General features: G+C 66.6%; 12 protein-coding genes and 1 riboswitch. Of the genes, 9 read left to right on the plus strand and 3 right to left on the minus strand.

From position 1 onward, the window contains the following. Window positions 1-45: 45 nt before the first annotated feature. Together AC0VYP_RS19475 and glgP are read right to left on the minus strand one after the other, a co-directional pair. Window positions 46-645, minus strand: coding sequence for an ECF transporter S component (locus AC0VYP_RS19475; RefSeq protein WP_285757507.1), 600 nt, complete (start codon window positions 643-645; stop codon window positions 46-48). 109 nt (window positions 646-754) lie between these two features. Beyond that, window positions 755-863, minus strand: a riboswitch (TPP riboswitch). A 121-nt stretch (window positions 864-984) separates the two neighbouring features. Beyond that, window positions 985-3,606, minus strand: coding sequence for an alpha-glucan family phosphorylase (gene glgP / locus AC0VYP_RS19480; protein ID WP_475471137.1), 2,622 nt, complete (start codon window positions 3,604-3,606; stop codon window positions 985-987). Between the two features lie 538 nt (window positions 3,607-4,144). On the opposite strand from glgP, the gene AC0VYP_RS19485 reads away from it, so the two are divergent. The 7 genes from AC0VYP_RS19485 to AC0VYP_RS19515 all read left to right on the plus strand — a co-directional run bounded on the left by AC0VYP_RS19485 (window position 4,145) and on the right by AC0VYP_RS19515 (window position 14,401). Continuing rightward, entirely contained in the window at window positions 4,145-6,127 is a 1,983-nt protein-coding gene (locus AC0VYP_RS19485) for an alpha-1,4-glucan--maltose-1-phosphate maltosyltransferase (protein WP_285757509.1), read from the plus strand. A 107-nt stretch (window positions 6,128-6,234) separates the two neighbouring features. After that, a complete protein-coding gene (gene treS, locus AC0VYP_RS19490; protein ID WP_475474297.1) occupies window positions 6,235-8,049 on the plus strand; it encodes a maltose alpha-D-glucosyltransferase in 1,815 nt (604 codons plus the stop codon). A gap of 21 nt (window positions 8,050-8,070) precedes the next feature. Next, window positions 8,071-9,486 carry a maltokinase N-terminal cap-like domain-containing protein gene (locus AC0VYP_RS19495; RefSeq protein WP_475471138.1) on the plus strand — a complete coding sequence of 472 codons (1,416 nt, stop codon included), beginning with the start codon at window positions 8,071-8,073 and terminating at the stop codon, window positions 9,484-9,486. A 223-nt stretch (window positions 9,487-9,709) separates the two neighbouring features. Then, window positions 9,710-11,881: a 1,4-alpha-glucan branching protein GlgB gene (gene glgB / locus AC0VYP_RS19500; RefSeq protein ID WP_475471140.1), complete on the plus strand. Its 2,172-nt coding sequence runs from the start codon at window positions 9,710-9,712 to the stop codon at window positions 11,879-11,881. 101 nt (window positions 11,882-11,982) lie between these two features. Continuing rightward, window positions 11,983-13,041, plus strand: coding sequence for a DUF418 domain-containing protein (locus AC0VYP_RS19505; RefSeq protein WP_475471142.1), 1,059 nt, complete (start codon window positions 11,983-11,985; stop codon window positions 13,039-13,041). A 285-nt stretch (window positions 13,042-13,326) separates the two neighbouring features. Then, a complete protein-coding gene (locus AC0VYP_RS19510; RefSeq protein ID WP_475471144.1) occupies window positions 13,327-14,178 on the plus strand; it encodes a helix-turn-helix domain-containing protein in 852 nt (283 codons plus the stop codon). A gap of 13 nt (window positions 14,179-14,191) precedes the next feature. Continuing rightward, complete coding sequence (locus tag AC0VYP_RS19515; protein WP_285757514.1) at window positions 14,192-14,401, plus strand: DUF397 domain-containing protein; 210 nt, start codon at window positions 14,192-14,194, stop codon at window positions 14,399-14,401. Window positions 14,402-14,407: 6 nt separating this feature from the next. Here AC0VYP_RS19515 and AC0VYP_RS19520 read toward each other — a convergent pair whose 3' ends face one another. Continuing rightward, window positions 14,408-15,115 (minus strand): hypothetical protein, encoded by a 708-nt coding sequence (locus AC0VYP_RS19520; RefSeq protein ID WP_285757515.1) that lies wholly within the window; start codon window positions 15,113-15,115, stop codon window positions 14,408-14,410. A gap of 113 nt (window positions 15,116-15,228) precedes the next feature. Here AC0VYP_RS19520 and AC0VYP_RS19525 point away from each other — a divergent pair, with 113 nt between their 5' ends. Together AC0VYP_RS19525 and sppA are read left to right on the plus strand one after the other, a co-directional pair. After that, on the plus strand, window positions 15,229-16,428 hold the full coding sequence (locus AC0VYP_RS19525; RefSeq protein ID WP_285757516.1) for a glycoside hydrolase family 18 protein: 1,200 nt from the start codon (window positions 15,229-15,231) through the stop codon (window positions 16,426-16,428). 90 nt (window positions 16,429-16,518) lie between these two features. Beyond that, window positions 16,519-18,231: a signal peptide peptidase SppA gene (sppA, locus tag AC0VYP_RS19530; protein ID WP_285757517.1), complete on the plus strand. Its 1,713-nt coding sequence runs from the start codon at window positions 16,519-16,521 to the stop codon at window positions 18,229-18,231. Window positions 18,232-18,253 lie beyond the last annotated feature (22 nt).

Here is an 18,253-nt window from a genome sequence, read left to right on the forward strand (position 1 = left end):
GGTCCGTTCTTCCCAGCAGGGCCGGCGTCGGGTCGAGTCACCGGATCAGCCCTTGGCCGAGGGGAAAGGGGCCAGGGCACCGGCCTTGGCGAGGGAGGTGGTGAGCAGCCGGGAGCCGACCCCGGCGATGACCGCGGAGCTGGCGATCACGATCGCGGCATAGGAGAGCTGGTAGGACAACGGCCAGGTCACGTTGCTGACGATGTTGTCGCGCACGGCCGGGTAGAGCGCCGAGGCCACGGCTGCCAGGACGGCCACGCCCATTCCCCAGCGCCGGTATCCGAAGGCCAGGAAGACCAGTTCGGCTCCCAGTCCCTGCAACGCGCCCGAGACCACGACCTCCCAGCCCCATTGGACCCCCAGGATCGCCGAGACCGACGCCGCTGCGATGGAGGTGAGGACTGCGGCGCCGCGTTTACGGATGATCAGTCCGGACAGGACCCCCGTGACCAGCCACATTCCGTAGATCACCGCCCATGCGGGGGGAAAGATCGGAGCGGTGAGTGTGGCGGCCACCGAGTAGAGAAGGTTCCAGATCCAGAAGACGAAGCCGAGTGCGACTCCGATGACTGAGGCGACCACGATATCGACGGTGCGCCAGGTCGTGCTGGGTGCGGTGGACTTCTCCACGGGTTCGGTGCTCATTGCAGGACGTCCCTTCGTCAATGACGAGAGGGCTTACGGCCAAGAGTGGCCGCCGCGGACATGACGCGCACCGCCCCAATGACGGGACGGCACGCGGAACACGCCATCGGCGACGGTTCCCACGACTTCCTTCGCTGGCATTACCCAGATCAGGTGTGTAAGGGTCTGCGGCTCGCTGGCCGCACTCTCAGCGCCGAAGCGCTCCCCTGTCGGTATTCCCCCCATTATGGCCGTATGGCATCGCCTCCGGTCAAGGAGGGGGCCCGCCGACGGGGTGGCCGCCTGCGCCCGACCGCGCAGCGGGCCGGCGAGACGTCTCGCCGGCCCGCCTCGCCGCGCTCAGCGCAGCACGAGCGCGCCGATCCCCTGAGCAGGCTCGGGGACGACCACCAGGCCCATCTCGGCGGGGGTGGCCAGCAACGGATGCTTGGGCAGCACCCTGACCGTGTACCCGGAGACCCCCGAGCGCTCCAGCGGCACCGAGCCGGCGTAGCGGACCAGCGGCCCCTCCCCCTCCTGGCCGGGAACCACCGACAGTTCGGCGAAGGACGGGTCCACCAGCTCGTCGAAGGAGTTGACCCGCCCCAGTGCCACCTCGACGCACAGGTCGCCGGGGTCGGCCTCACCCAGGACGAGGGTGGCCCTCACCATCAGCTCTCCCCCGACCTGGGGAGGCTCGTCCATTCCGGTGACCTCGACGTGCTCGATGCGCACGCCCGGCCAGGCCCGCGCGACCCGCTGCTTCCAGGCCGCGAGGGCGTGCACGCCGCGCAGGTCGTCGGCTGCGAGCTGCCGCGAGGAGCGGGCCGCGGGCTGGTAGAGCCGTTCGACGTAATCGCGCACCATCCTGGTGGCCAGGACCTTGGGCCCCAACGAGACCAGAGTGTGCTTGACCATCTCCAGCCAGCGCTTCGGCAGGCCGTCGTCATCGTGGTCGTAGAACAGCGGTGCGACCTGCTCCTGGAAGAGCTGGTAGAGCGCGGCCGCCTCGATGTCGTCGCGCCGGTCCGGCTCCTCCACCCCGTCCGCCGTGGGAATGGCCCAGCCGTTGGAACCGTCGAACCACTCGTCCCACCATCCGTCGCGGATGGAGAGGTTGAGGCCACCGTTGAGCGCGACCTTCATCCCCGAGGTGCCGCACGCCTCCAACGGGCGCAGCGGGTTGTTCAACCACACGTCGCTCCCCTGGGTCAGGGCAGCCCCCAAGGCCATGTCGTAGTCAGGGAGGAAGACGATGCGGTGGCGGACCGCGGGGTCGTCGGCGAAGCGGACGATCTCCTGGATGAGCCGCTTGCCGCCTTCGTCCGCCGGGTGGGCCTTGCCCGCGATGACGATCTGGATGGGGCGCTGAGGGTCCAGGAGCAGGGCCTTGAGCCGGTTCTTGTCCCGCAGCATCAGGGTGAGGCGCTTGTAGGAGGGCACTCGACGGGCGAAACCGATCGTGAGCACGTCGGGGTCGAGGACGTCGTCGATCCAGCCGAGCTCGGCGTCGCTGGCGCCGCGCTGGTGCCAGGAGGCCCGCAACCGACGCCGAACGTCGTGTACGAGCCGTTCGCGGAGCGCACGACGCATATCGCAGAGCTCGCGCTCCCCCACCTCGACAACCTTCTCCCACCCTTCGGCGGTGTCGAAGTCGGCCGAGTCGGGGACCAGCCGCCTGGCCATCTCGAATGCCTCGTCGGCCACCCAGGTGGGGGCGTGCACGCCGTTGGTGATCGAGGTGATCGGCACCTCTGAGCGGTCGAAGCCGGGCCACAGGCCCTGGAACATCCCGCGGCTGACCGCGCCGTGCAGTTTGCTCACGCCGTTGACCCTCTGGGCCAGGCGCATGCCCATGACGGCCATGTTGAACAGGTGGGGGTCACCGCCCTCGTAGCTCTCCGCGCCCAGCGCCATGACCCGCTCGACGGGCAGGCCCTCCAGCGCGACGTCGCCGCTGAAGTGGCGCTCCACCAGATCGCGGGGGAACCGGTCGATCCCGGCCGGCACGGGCGTATGCGTGGTGAACACCGTGCCGGAGCGGGTGGCCTCCAGTGCCTGTTCGAAGGTGAGTCCGCTGGTCGCGATGTACTCGCGCACCCGTTCCAGACCGAGGAATCCGGCGTGGCCCTCGTTCATGTGGAAGACCTCGGGCTCGGGGTGGCCCGTGCTGGCGCAGTAGGCACGGACGGCCCTGACCCCACCGACGCCCAGGAGCAGTTCCTGGCGCAGCCGTTGCTCGTTGCCGCCGCCGTAGAGACGGTCGGTGACGCCCCGCAGTTCGGGGTCGTTGGTTTCCTGACAGGCGTCCAGGAGCAGCAGCGGCACCCGGCCGACGCGCACGACCCAGACGTGTGCCACGAGGGAACGCGCGTCCGGCAGGTCGATGACGATCCGGATCGGGACGCCGTCGTCGGTCAATTGGGTCATCGGCAGACCGCGGGGATCGATTTCGGGGTACTGCTCCAACTGCCACCCTTCCGGCGACAGGGACTGGGAGAAGTAGCCGTGCCGATAGAGCAGCCCGACGCCGATGATGGGGACACCGAGGTCGCTGGCGCTCTTGAGATGGTCGCCGGCCAGGATGCCCAAGCCGCCGGAGTACTGGGGCAGCGCCGCGTCGATGCCGAACTCGGCGGAGAAGTAGGCGATCGCCGAGGGGGGTTCGGCACCGGGATCGCTGGGCAGCCGCTGGTACCAGAGCTCTGCTCCGAGGTAGCGGTCCAGGTCGGCTGCGGCCTCGTTGAGGCGGGTCTTGAAGTCTGCGTCGGCTGCGAGCTCGGCGAGTCGTTCGGAGCCGACTTCGCCGAGGAGCCGGACGGGATCGCGGTCGACTGCCTGCCACATGTCGGGGTCGACGGCGGCGAACACGGCGCGGGTCGGGGCATGCCACGCCCAGCGCAGGTTGGCCGCGAGCCGGCCCAGGGGAGCCAGCTCGTCAGGTAGGACGGTACGGACGGTGAACCTACGAATGGCCTTCACGGAGCGTGAGGCTAGTCAATGTGCTCGCTCTATGCGAGTACTCCACGCCATCTCGCCCTACATGTCATGAAATAGGGTTTTTCGGCCCAACTTTCCAGTGTACGAGATCTGCCGGAAATAAGAGCGCCACTTTTGCCGCCGAAACACACTCACAAGAAGCAATGGTTTATCAAGGCTTTAATGCAATTAGGTTTCATGCGGCCCTCAAAGGGCAACGCGGAGCTTAAGCCAACGTGCCCCTTGTGGCCACTGTGAAGCAAGTCCGTTTTGTCCATGTACGTCTTCCCTGGTCACGGACCGGAGGGCTTCCCATACACCTTTTGTCATCTGTGACTACTCTCACAAAAATAGGAACCCTCAGACTGTCGGAGAGCGGCGAATCGGGCCTGACGATAGACATTGGAACGACCGACCGTTCTAGCGCGAAAACCCCAACACGCCGGGCTTTTCGGGCACTTACTGCTGCCCGAATCCGATTCGGCCCTATCCAGTCCCACCAGACCGCCCCCGCAGCAACCTCTACCTCTACGGTGCACTTGTGATCGGACGATTTCCCATTCTCGACGTCTCACCCGTGGTCGAACCCGGAACGGCAAAAGCCGTCGTCGGTGAGACCTTCCCGGTGAGCGCGACCGTGTTTCGCGAGGGGCACGACGCGCTCAGCTCGGGGGTGGTCCTCTACGACCCCGCGGGACGCAGGCAGCCACTTGTACCGCTCCATGAACTCACCCCCGGTACCGACCGCTTCGGAGCAGAGGTCACCGTCACTTCCGAGGGCCGCTGGTCCTTCTCCATCGAGGCGTGGAGCGACCCTTACGCGACCTGGCTCCACAACGCCGAAATCAAGGTGCCGATCGGTCAGGACGTCGAACTCGTCCTTGAAGAGGGCGCCCGTCTACTGGACCGCGTAGCCCGACGCGTACCCCGCCGGCCCGCGATCGCCGAGATCGCCGCGCGCATGCGCGACGACTCTCATTCGACGGCCGAACGGCTGGCGCTGGCCTCCTCCGCAACGGTGCGCGAGGAACTGGCCGCACGTCCGCTCCGCGAACTGGTCACCAGGTCCAGGCGATTCCCGGTGACCGTCAGCCGCAAACGGGCGCTGTTCGGCTCCTGGTACGAGTTCTTCCCCCGCTCCGAAGGCGCGGTGTCCGGCGGGACGGACGGCGAACAGCGGTCGGGCACTTTCGCCTCGGCGGCCCAGCGCCTGCCCGCTATCGCGGCGATGGGCTTCGACATCGTCTACCTGCCCCCGATCCACCCCGTCGGGTACTCCTACCGAAAGGGCCACAACAACTCGGTCACCGCCCAGTTGGACGACCCCGGCTCGGTGTGGGCGATCGGCTCGCACGAGGGCGGACACGACGCCGTTCACCCCGACCTCGGCACCATCGAGGATTTCGACGCGTTCGTGGCCAAGGCGGGCGAGCACGGCCTGGAGATCGCACTGGACCTCGCGCTCCAGGCATCCCCCGACCACCCATGGGTCAAGGAGCACCCCGAGTGGTTCACCGTACGCGCCGACGGATCGATCGCCTACGCCGAGAACCCCCCGAAGAAGTACCAGGACATCTACCCGATCAACTTCGACCGGGACCCCGAAGGGATCTTCGTCGAGGTGCGCCGGATCGTGCGCTACTGGATGGCGCACGGCGTGCGCGTCTTCCGAGTGGACAACCCGCACACCAAGCCGGTGGCCTTCTGGGAGCGGCTGCTGGCCGACATCGCCTCGACCGATCCGGACGTGCTGTTCCTCGCCGAGGCGTTCACCCGCCCGGCCATGATGCACACCCTGGCGAAAGCTGGGTTCCACCAGTCCTACACGTACTACACCTGGCGCAACACCAAGGAGGAACTCGAGGACTACCTCAACGAGCTCAGCGGCGACGCCGCCGCCTACATGCGTCCCAACTTCTTCCCCAACACGCCCGACATCCTGCATGCCTTCCTCCAGCACGGAGGGCGGCCTGCATTCGAGCTCAGGGCGATCCTGGCCGCGACCCTCTCACCGACCTGGGGAATCTACTCCGGCTACGAGCTGTGCGAGAACGAGGCGGTTCGCCCTGGAAGCGAGGAGTACCTCGACTCCGAGAAGTACCAGTACCGACCTCGTGACTGGGACGCCGCCGAAGCAGCCGAAATGACGATCACGCCCCTGATCAGCAGGTTAAACTACCTGCGGCGGAGCCATCCTGCACTGCAAGAACTGCGTAACCTGCGGTTCCACCGTGCCGATCAGCCCGAGATCATCTGCTACTCGAAACGGCTGGCGGTCGCCGACCAGAAATCACCGGACGTCGTCCTGGTCGTCGCCAACCTCGACCCGCACAACGTCCGCGAAGCGACAGTGTGGCTGGACATGCCCGCTCTCGGCTTCTCTCCCGGTGACCGGATCACGGTCACGGATCAATTGTCGGGTCGCACGTATTCCTGGGTAGACGCCAATTATGTCCGCCTCGACCCACACGTTCAGACCGCTCACGTATTCACAGTCAGTTCCGCCGTAATCGCTCCGAGCTGACCAGCTCATACCGAAGCGCTTCGGGGAACACACTGGACAGCCAACTGGTGGAGAAGTACATCGTGACCACACCCGAGCAGGTGCCCGGCACCAGTCTCACACCCCTCGTGTCCGTGCCGAACACGTTCACACACGAGAAGCCCCGCGATCCCTACTGGTACAAGCACGCGGTCTTCTACGAAGTCCTCGCCCGAGGGTTCTACGACTCCAACGGCGATGGAACCGGCGACCTGCGCGGCCTGATCGAGAAGCTCGACTATCTCGAATGGCTGGGAATCGACTGCATCTGGTTGCTTCCGCTGTACGAGTCACCGTTGCGCGACGGCGGCTATGACATCTCCGACTACATGAAGATCCTCCCCGAGTTCGGCCAGATCGCGGACTTCGTGGAACTGGTGGAGAGGGCCCACGAACGCGGCATCCGGGTCATCGCCGACCTGGTCATGAACCACACCAGCGACCAGCACCCGTGGTTCAAGGCCTCACGCGAGGACCCCGACGGCCCCTACGGCGACTTCTATGTCTGGTCCGACACCACGGAGCGCTACTCCGACGCGCGGATCATCTTCGTGGACACCGAACAGTCCAACTGGTCCTACGACGAGGTGCGCGGCCAGTACTACTGGCACCGTTTCTTCTCGCACCAGCCCGACCTCAACTTCGAGAACCCGGCGGTACAGGAAGCGATCCTGGAGGTGCTGCGGTTCTGGCTGGACCTGGGCATCGACGGGTTCCGCCTGGACGCGGTGCCCTATCTGTACGAGCGCGAGGGGACCAACTGCGAGAACCTCAAGGAGACGCACGAGTTCCTCAAGCGTGTGCGCTCCGAGGTTGACCGGCTCTATCCCGACCGGGTGCTGCTCAGCGAGGCCAACCAGTGGCCCTCCGACGTCGTCAACTACTTCGGCGACTACGAGTCCGGCGGCGACGAGTGCCACATGAACTTCCATTTCCCGCTGATGCCGCGGATGTTCATGGCGGTGCGCCGCGAGCAGCGCTACCCGATCTCGGAGATCCTGGCGCAGACTCCGGCGATTCCGGAGAACTGCCAATGGGCGATCTTCCTGCGCAACCACGACGAGCTGACGCTTGAAATGGTCAACGACGAAGAGCGCGACTACATGTACTCCGAGTACGCAAAGGACCCGCGTATGCGGGCGAACGTCGGTATCCGACGGCGGTTGGCACCGCTCCTGGACAACGACCAGAACCAGATGGAGCTGTTCACCGCGCTGCTGCTGTCGCTTCCGGGATCGCCCGTCCTCTACTACGGCGACGAGATCGGTATGGGGGACAACATCTGGCTGGGGGACCGCGACGGCGTGCGGACCCCCATGCAGTGGACGTCCGATCGCAACGCCGGATTCTCCCGAGCCGATCCGGCCCGACTGTACCTGCCGTTGATCATGGACCCGATCTACGGCTACCAGGGGATCAACGTCGAGGCCCAGCGCGGGAATCCCAGTTCGCTGCTGAACTGGACCCGCAAGATGATCCAGATCCGCAAGCAGCACGCGGTGTTCGGGACCGGGGCCTTCACCGAGCTGCACGCCAGCAATCCCAGTGTCCTGGCGTTCGTGCGCGAGTACGGCGACGACCGGATGCTGTGCGTCAACAACTTGTCGCGCTTTCCCCAGCCGGTGGAACTGGATCTGCGCCGCTTCGAGGGAACCACACCGATCGAGTGCATGGGCGGGGTGCAGTTCCCCCCGATCGGGGAACTCCCCTATTTGCTGACCCTGCCCGGACACGGCTTCTACTGGTTCCAGCTGCCACCCGTCGCCGACGAGGGGCAGAGCGCCAAGGAACAGGAGACGCCCCAACCTGCGGTGGTGACAGCGGCCCCGGTCGCCCGAGCCACCAGCTCCACCACAGCGAGGACCACGCCCGGCGCGGGCCGGCGGCCCGACCCGCAGCCCTAAGGAGAAACGGATCTCTTCATCATGACTCGGCTTGAGGAGCTGCTGACCGACTGGTTCCCGCTACAACGCTGGTTCGCCGGCAAGGGAGTGCCCATCGACGCGTTGCGCGTCGAGACCGAGCACGTCCTGATAGCCGGAGAACCGGGACTTCGGGTTCTGGTGGTAGCCGTTGACCAACGCGGGACAACCGACCGCTACCAGGTGCTCCTCGGGCTGAGGCCGGAGGGATCGCTCGGCGACGAGCTCGCACACGCCGTAATCGGGGTGTGCGAGCCTGCGCCGGACGGCGCGGGCCTCACCTCCGCCGCGGTGGTCTACGACGCCGTTCACGATCCGGAACTGACTGCACACCTGCTCGATCAGATCTCGGCCGGGGCCGGCGACGGTCCGGTGCGCTTCCGGTCGATGCCGGGGAGCCGGGTACGCACCGGGCTGCGCAGTCTGGTTCTCACCGGCGAACAGTCCAACACGACGCTCGTCTACGGCGAGGAGTACATCCTCAAGGTATTTCGCCGGTTGTGGCCCGGCCCCAACCCGGACCTGGAACTCACCTCGGCCCTGGCGGACTCGGTGTACGCGGCCCGCCCGCACGGGTGGATCGAGACGGATCTGCGCACATCGGCCGACGGCACGGCGGTCTCAACGACGCTGGCGATGCTGCAGGAGTATCTGCGCAGCGCAACCGATGGCTGGGTCCTGGCAGCGACCAGCGTGCGCGATCTCTACGCGTCTCCTGAGACCACGCCCTCCGATGCCGGCGGCGACTTCGCGGGCGAGGCGCAGCGCCTGGGGGCCGCGACCGCTGCGGTGCACCGAGACCTGGCCCGGGCACTGCCAACGGACGTGCTCACCCCTCGGACACGCGCTGAGATGGCTGACGGTATGGTCGCGCGTCTGCATACGGCCGTGGCCGAGGTCCCGGACCTGGCCCCGTATGCGGTGGCGCTGCGGGCGGCTTTCGAGGCGTTCGCCGCCCTGGACGCAGAGCTGCCTGTCCAGCGGGTACACGGCGACTTCCACCTGGGGCAGGTGGTGCGTACCGACACCGGGTGGGTGCTCCTGGATTTCGAGGGAGAACCTGCCGTCCCGGTGCACGAGCGCCAGAAACTGTCGAGTCCGCTACGCGACGTGGCCGGAATGTTGCGCTCCTTCGACTACGCAGCACGTCACCAGCTCATCGGGCATACCGGTGACACCACCGATCTCACCGAGGCGGCAAGGGCCTGGGCCCAGCGCAACCGTGAGGCGTTCTGCGGGGGCTACGCATCGGGGGGCGGCACGGACCCGGAGAAACACCAGGTCGTCCTCCGCGCCTTTGAATACGACAAGGCCGTCTACGAGGTGATGTACGAAACGCGGCACCGTCCCGGCTGGGTCGGAATCCCACTGGATTCGATCGCCGCACTGACCGGCCAGACCATCCCGCTCTCGGGGTAGTCGGCGTCGTCTCGGGGTCAACGACAGACCAACGGGGCCGCAGTTTCGACGCGGCCGTCCGAATCGCCCCACCCGCCAGAAGCTACCGCGCCGGGACGGTTCGGACACGGCACACGCAGTGTCGGACATCCGAAACCCCTGGCGTATCAATCGGACCGAATGGGTTGTACGCCCTACGTTGGGTAACTATGCACTCGGCCCCCTCGACGCAACCAGGAATCTCATGAACGACGCTCTGCTGTCCGAGATCGACCAACTGGTCTCCGGCCATCACCACGCACCGCACGACCTGCTCGGCGCGCATCCCGGCACTGACGGGATCACGGTGCGCGTGTTGCGGCCGATGGCCTGGTCGGTCCACCTGCTGCTTGCCGACGACAGCCGGATCGAACTCTCCCATCTGCACCGCGGCGTGTTCGCCGGGACGGTTCCGGGCACGGAGGTGCCCGACTACCGCCTCGTGGTGCGCTACTCGGCGGAAAGCGGCGAGACCGTCACCGACGACCCCTACCGCTTCTGGCCCACGCTGGGCGCGATGGACATGCACCTGATCGGGGAGGGCCGACACGAGGAACTGTGGCGCGCGCTGGGCGCACACACCAGGCGCTACCCCTCACGGATGGGAGAGGTGCACGGGACCTCTTTCGCGGTGTGGGCCCCAAGCGCTCAGGGGGTACGGGTGATCGGCGACTTCAACCACTGGGACGGAACCGCGCACCCGATGCGCTCACTCGGCTCGACCGGTGTGTGGGAACTGTTCGTACCGGGCGTGGGCGACGGAACCCGTTACAAGTTCGCGGTCCTGGGCGCGGACGGGGTCTGGCGGGAGAAGGCCGACCCGATGGCGTTCGCCGCACAGGAACCGCCCCAGACCGCTTCGGTCGTTTACACCTCCGATTACTCATGGGATGACCACGGCTGGCTGACCGACCGCAAGACCGAGGACTGGACCAGGCGTCCGATGAGCGTCTACGAGGTCCACCTGGCCTCGTGGCGACCGGGGTTGTCCTACTCCGAGCTCGCCGACCAGCTGGTGTCCTATGTACAGGAGCTCGGTTTCACGCACGTGGAATTCCTCCCGGTCTCCGAGCACCCCTTCGGAGGATCGTGGGGATACCAGGTCACCTCCTACTACGCTCCCACGTCGCGGTTCGGCTCCCCCGACGAGTTCCGGCACCTGGTCAACGCCCTGCACGGCGCCGGCGTCGGAGTCCTGCTGGACTGGGTCCCCGCGCACTTCCCCAAGGACGAGTGGGCGCTGGCCCGGTTCGACGGCACTGCGCTGTACGAGCACGGTGATCCCAACCGGGGCGAACACCCCGACTGGGGCACGATGATCTTCGACTACGGCCGCACCGAGGTGCGCAACTTCCTGGTCGCCAACGCGCTCTACTGGCTGGAGGAATTCCACATCGACGGCCTGCGGGTGGACGCCGTGGCCTCCATGCTCTACCTCGACTACTCCCGCGAGTCCGGTCAGTGGACGCCCAACACCTACGGCGGCCGGGAGAACCTGGAGGCGATCGAGTTCCTGAAGGAACTCACCGCCACCGCATACCGGCGCAACCCCGGGATCACGATGATCGCCGAGGAGTCCACGGCCTGGCCGGGGGTCACCCGACCGACCGACGCCGGCGGCCTGGGGTTCGGCTTCAAATGGAACATGGGGTGGATGCACGACACCCTTTCCTATTTGCAGCACGAACCGGTTCACCGGCAGTACCACCACAACGAGGTCACCTTCTCGATGGTGTACGCGTTCAGCGAGAACTACGTGCTTCCGCTGTCGCACGACGAGGTCGTACACGGCAAGGGCTCACTGCTGAACAAGATGCCCGGTGACGAGTGGCAGCGCTGCGCCAATCTGCGTGCGTTGCTGGGCTACATGTGGGCCCACCCGGGCAAGCAGCTGCTGTTCATGGGCGACGAGATCGGCCAGGGCACCGAGTGGTCGCACGAGGCGGGCGTGCAGTGGTGGCTGCTGGAGCACGCCCACCACCGAGGCGTGCAGCAGTTGGTGGCCCGGTTGAACCAGGTCTATCGTGCGACCCCGGCACTGTGGTCGCTGGACACCGAGCCCGCCGGTTTCACCTGGTTGGACGGTGGGGACGCGGCCGGGAACACGTTGTCCTTTTTGCGCTGGGGGGAGGACGGGTCGGTCCTGGCCTGCCTGGCGAACTTCAGCGGGTCCCCGCACACGCAGCGCCGTGTGGGCCTGCCCTCTGCCGGCCGCTGGCGCGAGGTGGTCAACACCGACGACCGCGACTTCGGCGGTAGCGGTGTCTGCCAGCCCGGGGTCATCGAGGCCACGGAGACTCCTTGGAACGGCCAGCCGGCCTCGGCGACGGTGACCTTCCCGCCGCTCGGCGTGTCCTGGTTGGTGCGCGAAGAATAAGCAACTTCCGGGGGCGGTCTCGGCCGTTCTGCCGAGGCCGCCCCCGGATCTCGGCCACTCGGCCGATGTGACCGGTACGGCCCGACCGTAGCGTCTAGTAGATGACTTCACGAGACGAATTACAGGAAGCGCCCGTCCCGCGACGACGGATCGATGTACTGGACGTCCTGCGCGGGTTCGCGCTGTGCGGAATCCTGCTGGTGAACATCCAACCCGTCACGCACATGGGCTACGGAATGTCGTCGGCCGATTTGCAGACGAGCGGCCAGCACCTGGCCCCCCAGGTCCTGAACCTTCTGGTGGCCGGACGGTTCATGCCCGTCTTCGCGTTCCTTTTCGGGGTGGGCTTCGCGCTTTTCCTGGACTCCGCGTCCGCGCGTACCGCCTCACCCCGATGGGTGCTGGCCCGGCGCCTGACCGTGCTGGGAGTGCTCGGATTCGCCCACGGGTACCTGCACCCCGGTGAGGCGCTGCTGCCCTATGCGGTGGCGGGCCTGGTGGTCCTCCTGCCCGCCTCCTACCTTCCCCGCTGGCTGGTCCTGGCCGGCGGAACGATCGCCTGCGTATTGGGCGTGACGGTCGTGAACGGCGGAATCAGCCTGATCCCGGGACTGTTCCTGCTGGGGCTGGCGGTGACCCGATACGGCGTCTGGCGCTCCCTCCCGCAACAGGGCACTGCCTTGGCCATCACTTTTGTCGTGTTCGTCGCCACGGCGGTCCCTGCCGCGTACTGGCAGTTCACCGAGCTTTCGATGAGCGGTTTCAGTCATTCGAGTGCTGTGGCCGGCCTGCTGATGGCGGGGGTCTACGTCACGGGGCTGTGCCTGTTGATGCGCACTCGACTGTCGGGGCTGCTGCATGCGGTGTTCGCACCGCTGGGGCGAATGGCCCTCACGAACTACCTGAGCGCCACGGTCATGGTGGTCGTGGCCGGATGGCTGCTGGACTTCGAGAGCTCCATGCAGTGGGGGGCGCTGTTCGTCCTGGCCGGCGTCGTGCTGATGGTGCAGTGGGGATGGAGCACGCTCTGGCTGCGCCGTTTCCGTTACGGACCGGCGGAATGGGTATGGCGGTGTCTCACCTGGTGGGAACTCGTCAACAACCTCAGGCCCGCCGAGTCCGCGGCAAACAAAAGCGCGCGGCTCGACGCCGGGGCCTGATTCCCGGCGGCCGCGAGTCCTGGTGCTCCTCCCACACCAGGTCGCGTGTCCACCGGAGTCAACCGCCCGAACCCAAGGCCCTCGTCGTCCCTCCTCAAAGACGGCGCGGGTGCTTCCCCTCCCGTGGGACGTCGGGCGGCCGACGATCGAGTGCGGATCGCAACGACTTCTCCCAAAACCGTGCGTAGCCGTTCCAATACCGCAATGGTTAATAGTATGACCGTTACACAGTAATGTTGGCAAGTAACTTCGGTTACTAACCAAAAGAGTCCGTAGGATGGCCCCATGGAGAGCGAAAGCCCCACCGTCGCACTCTGGCAGCTCGCTCGGGAACTGGTACGGCTGCGGGAAGAGCGCGGGCTGACCAGGGCAGAAGCGGCGCGGCTGGTCGAGATCAGCGGGGCGGCGGTGGGACGCTGGGAGAGCGCCGAGCGCGTCCCCAGGGAAAAAGACCTCAAGCACCTACTCACGGAATACGAACTCTCCGAGGACGAAATCGTCAACCTCGTGCAGCTGCGCCGCCAGGCCGGCAAGCGAGGATGGTGGCAGCCCTACTCCCTTGACCGCCAATACGGCACCTTCATCGGCCTGGAAGCCGACGCGACCAGTATCGAGATCTACGAGAGCAGCTGGATCACCGGCCTCCTCCAGACGGAGGACTACGCACGGGAAGCCATCAAAGGCACCCTCTCCCGAGGCGCTCCGGAGAGTATCGAGCAGCAGGTAGAAGCGCGACTCAATCGGCAGAAGCGGGTCCTGTCCGACTCCGGTCCGCAGGTCTGGGTGATCATGGGCGAGGCAGCCGTACGCCAGCTCATCGGCGGCGCCAAGGTGATGCATGCTCAACTTGAGCACCTGCTGGACCTGATGGACCACCCTCGTCTCACCATCCAGGTAATCCCTTACACCGCAGGAGTGCACGTCGGACTGCGGATGCAGAGCTTCCTGCTATTGGAGCTCGCAGATTTTGGCTTGACCACCGTCTATGTCGAGGGGCACGGCAGTAACCTCTTCCTCGAGAGTGACGAAGACATCCTGGAACACCGGGAGATCTTCAATCAGCTCCGCCTCGCCGGAGCGGGCGGCGACATAGTGCGCTCGTTGCTGAGCAGCGCATTACGCGAGGTCGCGCTATAGAGGGAGGCCCTAGATGACGGCGGGGATCGGGAAGCGGACGAGTGCACGCGGGGTGTGGCACACATCCAGCTACAGCGGCGACATGGGCAACTGCGTAGAAGTCGTCTCCCTTCCCCGCAGCCACGGAGTACGTGACACCCAGGACCGGGACGGTGCCACGCTGGGTTTCGCGACGACCGAGTGGACCGCCTTCGTCAACTCGGTCAAGCACGAAGCCCTCTAGCCCCGCCTACCGGTTGTACTCGGTCACGTCCATGGACTCCGCGACCTGGAGATAGACGGGTTCGTAGCGCTGGTCGATCGACCACGCGTAGACCAACACGTCACTGGTGGGCAGGAACCACATTCGGACCTCGAAGGTCTCATCGTTGTCGCAGGTGACCGACCAGACCGAATAGTGGGACTTGAGCCCGTCGGCGTGCGTGGTGAGGCCGTTGCCCACCACCTGGTGTCTGGCCTCCTTGATCCCGACCTCGCCGGCAGCAGCGGTATTGGGGCTGCGGCACGCGGAGGTGTCGGCCGCCCACCCGTCGTCCTTGTTGAACGCGTCGCCCTTCTTGGGCCAATTGGCGGAGTCGCGCTCGGCTGCCTTGGGCCGCACCTGGATCGCACCGTAGCCGCAGTCGGACTGCCCCGGAGGACGCATGCACAGCTGCCCGTCTCCTTGGTCCACCTCCCACCCCTCGGGGGCGTCGATCACGACTCCCTCGATGTTCTGGGAACTGAATCCCTCCGGCGCCGGCGCCTGCGCGGCGGGCAACAGGCCGCCATAGGTGGCGTCAGGCTCGGGAACCGCTCCGGTCGGAACGTCGCCTCCCCCGCCGCAACCCGCTACGAGCAGCACGGTCGCAGCCGCGGCTGCCGCGGCAACCGTGCTGTGGGTACCCGTGCGACGACCCTGGGGCCTGAACCGCGATCGGCGAGGCGTGCCGAGCATACGATTCCCTTCCTCCGGAAAGCTTGACCTCAACGACGATAGCGGGCGAATCTGACGTTCTGCGCCACAGCACATCCTGTGACGCCAGCCGCTCATCCGCGAGAGGACATCCGGTGCGCATCGTCGGTTACTTCCCCCAGTGGGGTATCTACGACCGTCACTACTTTCTCCGCGATGTCCACTCCAGCGGGCAGGCGGCCAAACTGACCCACCTCACCTATGCGTTCGGTGAACTGGACCCGAGCGGTGTGTGCGTCATGACCGACGAGGCCACCGGTGACGCGTGGGCGGACTATCAGTGCCGTTTCGACGCGAGTGAGAGCGTGGACGGCAAGGGGGACTCCTACGAACAGCCCCTCGCAGGCAATTTCTATCAGTTGCGCAAGCTGAAGAAGCGCCACCGCCAGCTCAGGGTGGGCATCTCCTTCGGAGGGTGGAACGCCTCCAAGCACCTGTCCAATGCGGCGCTTACCGCCGAGTCACGAGCGGCCTTCGCCGCTTCGGTGGTCTCGACCTACCTGGACGGCAACCTTCCTGTGTTGCCGGGCGAGCCGCAAGGCGGGCCCGGAGCCGCCGCAGGCGTCTTCGACTACGTGGACTTCGACTGGGAGTGGCCGGCCTCTGACGGCAACGACCACAACATCGTGCGCCCCGAGGACCGGCGCAACTTCACGCTGTTGTTGGCCGAGACCCGCCGTCAGCTCGACGCCTTCAGCCAGCGCACCGGACGACTGGTGGAGATCAGCGCCTACCTGCCGGCCGATGCCTCCCGAATCGAAGCCGGGATCGATGCCGAGGTGTTTCGCTACCTGGACTTCGCGATCGTGCAGGGATACGACTTCAGCGGCGACTGGGACCTCACCACCAACCACGCCTCCCAGCTCTACACACCCCGTGCCGACCCTTCCCCCGGCCGGCTGAGTGTGGACTCCGGCGTAGTGAACTACTTGGAGTTGGGGGTCCCCCCGGAACGACTTCTTGTGGGCGTTCCAGGTTTCGGTCGGGGCTGGAGCGGGGTCCCGAGGGTGGACAACGGCCTCTACCAGCGCGCCGCGAACGTGGCCCCCGGAACATGGGATCCGGGAGACGAGGACTACAAGGTCCTGAGCCGCCGTCCCGGCCCCCGGTTCCGCGACTCCGAGAACGGGGCGGTGTGGCTCTACGACGGCACCGAGTTCTGGAGCTACGACGATCCCGACCTGATCCGCGCCAAGGCCGCCTACGTCCGCGAGCTCGGGCTGGGCGGTCTGAGCCTGTGGTCCCTGGACGGTGATGACGCACAGGGTTCCCTTGTTCGGGCCATGCACGGGTGACCGTTACCGACAGACCACGGGTGTCCGGCAGCGGGGCCGGGTGTGGACGAACCCGGTCGGCCGGTTGTCGCAGCAACTAGCCTGGGACGCATGGTGGATGTCGTGAAACTGCTCGAACCCGTGTCCAAGCTCCACCAGCGGCGCAACGCCCCGCTGGTCCTGGAACTCGACCTGACGGAGGGGATCTCCGACGAGACGCCCGGCGACCCCGTCGGCCAACTCCTTGCGATGCGCCGGCAGCGGATGTCCGACGTCATCGAGGGGATCAGACGCGGCGCACGCGACCGTCGGGTCAAGGCGCTTGTGGTGAAGATCGGCGGCTACCCCATCGGCATGGCGAAGGTTCAGGAGCTGCGCCAGGCAGTCGAGGTGTTTCGTCGTTCGGGCAAGGCCACGGTCGCCTGGAGCGAGTCGTTCGGCGAGTTCGGCCCCGGTTCGGTCCCCTACTACCTGGCGACGGCCTTCGAAGAGGTCGCGCTTCTTCCGTCCGGCACCGTCGGCCTGACCGGCCTGAGCGTCACCAGCAAGTTCTTCCGGGACGCCATCGAGAAGCTCGGCGTGGAGTACGAGATCGGCGCGCGCCACGAGTACAAGACCGCCGTCAACACTTTCAAGGAGCGAGGGTTCACCGAGGCGCACCGCGAGGCCAGCGGACGGATCGTCGAATCGTTCACCGAGCAGATCGTGGAGGGGATCAGTACCGGACGCGGTTTGTCCCCCGAACAGGCCCGAGGCCTCATCGATCGTGGACCGTTCCTGGCCGCCGAGGCATTGGACGCCGGGCTGGTTGACCGCTTGGCCTATCGGGACGAGATCTACGCCGACCTGTTGGGACGCTGGTCCACCGCGAAGACGCCTGCGCACCTGCAGTACGTATGGCGCTATCAGCGGGCACGCTCCCTGCCCGACCGGGTCCCCTCGGTGCAGCGCGAACGGTACGTCGCGATGGTCTCCGGGGTCGGTCAGATCGTTTCGGGACGCAGCCGACGCTCCCCGCTGGGCGGCGGCTCTGCCATGGGCTCCGACACCGTGGCGGCCGCGCTGCGCGCGGCTCGACAGGACCCTCAGGTCGGGGCGGTGGTGTTCCGTGTGGACAGTCCGGGAGGCTCGGCTACGGCCTCGGACGTGATCTGGCGTGAGGTGAAGCTGACCCGTGAGTCGGGAACCCCGGTCGTGGTGTCGATGGGCGATGTCGCGGGGTCGGGCGGTTACTACGTGGCGGCCAGTGCCGACGCCATCGTGGCGCAGCCGGGCACCATCACCGGATCGATCGGTGTGTTCGTCGGAAAGGCGGTACTTTCGGGGCTGCTCGACCGGATCGGGGTGGCCAGCGACTCCATCGACGGCAGCGCGCACGCGGGCATGTTCAGCGCGGACCGTCGGTTCAGCGAGTCGGAGTGGGAGCGCGTCAACGCGATTCTCGACCAGATCTACGACGATTTCACCGCCAAGGTCGCCGAGGGGCGCGGGATGACCCGTGAGCAGGTCCACGAGGTGGCCCGCGGGCGGGTCTGGACCGGAAAGGACGCATTGGCCAACGGACTGGTGGACCGATTGGGCGGCCTGGAGACCGCGGTGCGGCTGGCCCGGGACAAGGGCGGGCTGGCCCGCCTCGCGCCGGTCCGGCACTATCCTCGACCCAACCCGCTGGAGCGGCTGATCCCGGCCGAATCCAGCGAGGACAGGACGGCCGTGGCTGGTGTGCGCCTGAACGCTTGGGGCCCGCTGGCCGAGGTGTCCGCGCGGCTGGGGCTGCCCGCCGCCGGTCCCCTGGTCATGCCGGGTACGTGGGAGGTTCGTTGACCGGGGCAGCTCCCGCCTTCGC

The sequence above is a fragment of the Nocardiopsis sp. iso_186 genome (genome assembly GCF_056173365.1).

Excerpts from the sequence above, each read along its gene's own strand:
- AC0VYP_RS19475 (WP_285757507.1), bottom strand. The coding sequence starts at position 645 with ATGAGCACCGAACCCGTGGAGAAGTCCACCGCACCCAGCACGACCTGG.
- AC0VYP_RS19495 (WP_475471138.1), top strand. The coding sequence starts at position 8,071 with ATGACTCGGCTTGAGGAGCTGCTGACCGACTGGTTCCCGCTACAACGC.
- glgB (WP_475471140.1), top strand. The coding sequence starts at position 9,710 with ATGAACGACGCTCTGCTGTCCGAGATCGACCAACTGGTCTCCGGCCAT.
- AC0VYP_RS19505 (WP_475471142.1), top strand. The coding sequence starts at position 11,983 with ATGACTTCACGAGACGAATTACAGGAAGCGCCCGTCCCGCGACGACGG.
- AC0VYP_RS19510 (WP_475471144.1), top strand. The coding sequence starts at position 13,327 with ATGGAGAGCGAAAGCCCCACCGTCGCACTCTGGCAGCTCGCTCGGGAA.
- AC0VYP_RS19515 (WP_285757514.1), top strand. The coding sequence starts at position 14,192 with ATGACGGCGGGGATCGGGAAGCGGACGAGTGCACGCGGGGTGTGGCAC.
- AC0VYP_RS19520 (WP_285757515.1), bottom strand. The coding sequence starts at position 15,115 with ATGCTCGGCACGCCTCGCCGATCGCGGTTCAGGCCCCAGGGTCGTCGC.
- sppA (WP_285757517.1), top strand. The coding sequence starts at position 16,519 with ATGGTGGATGTCGTGAAACTGCTCGAACCCGTGTCCAAGCTCCACCAG.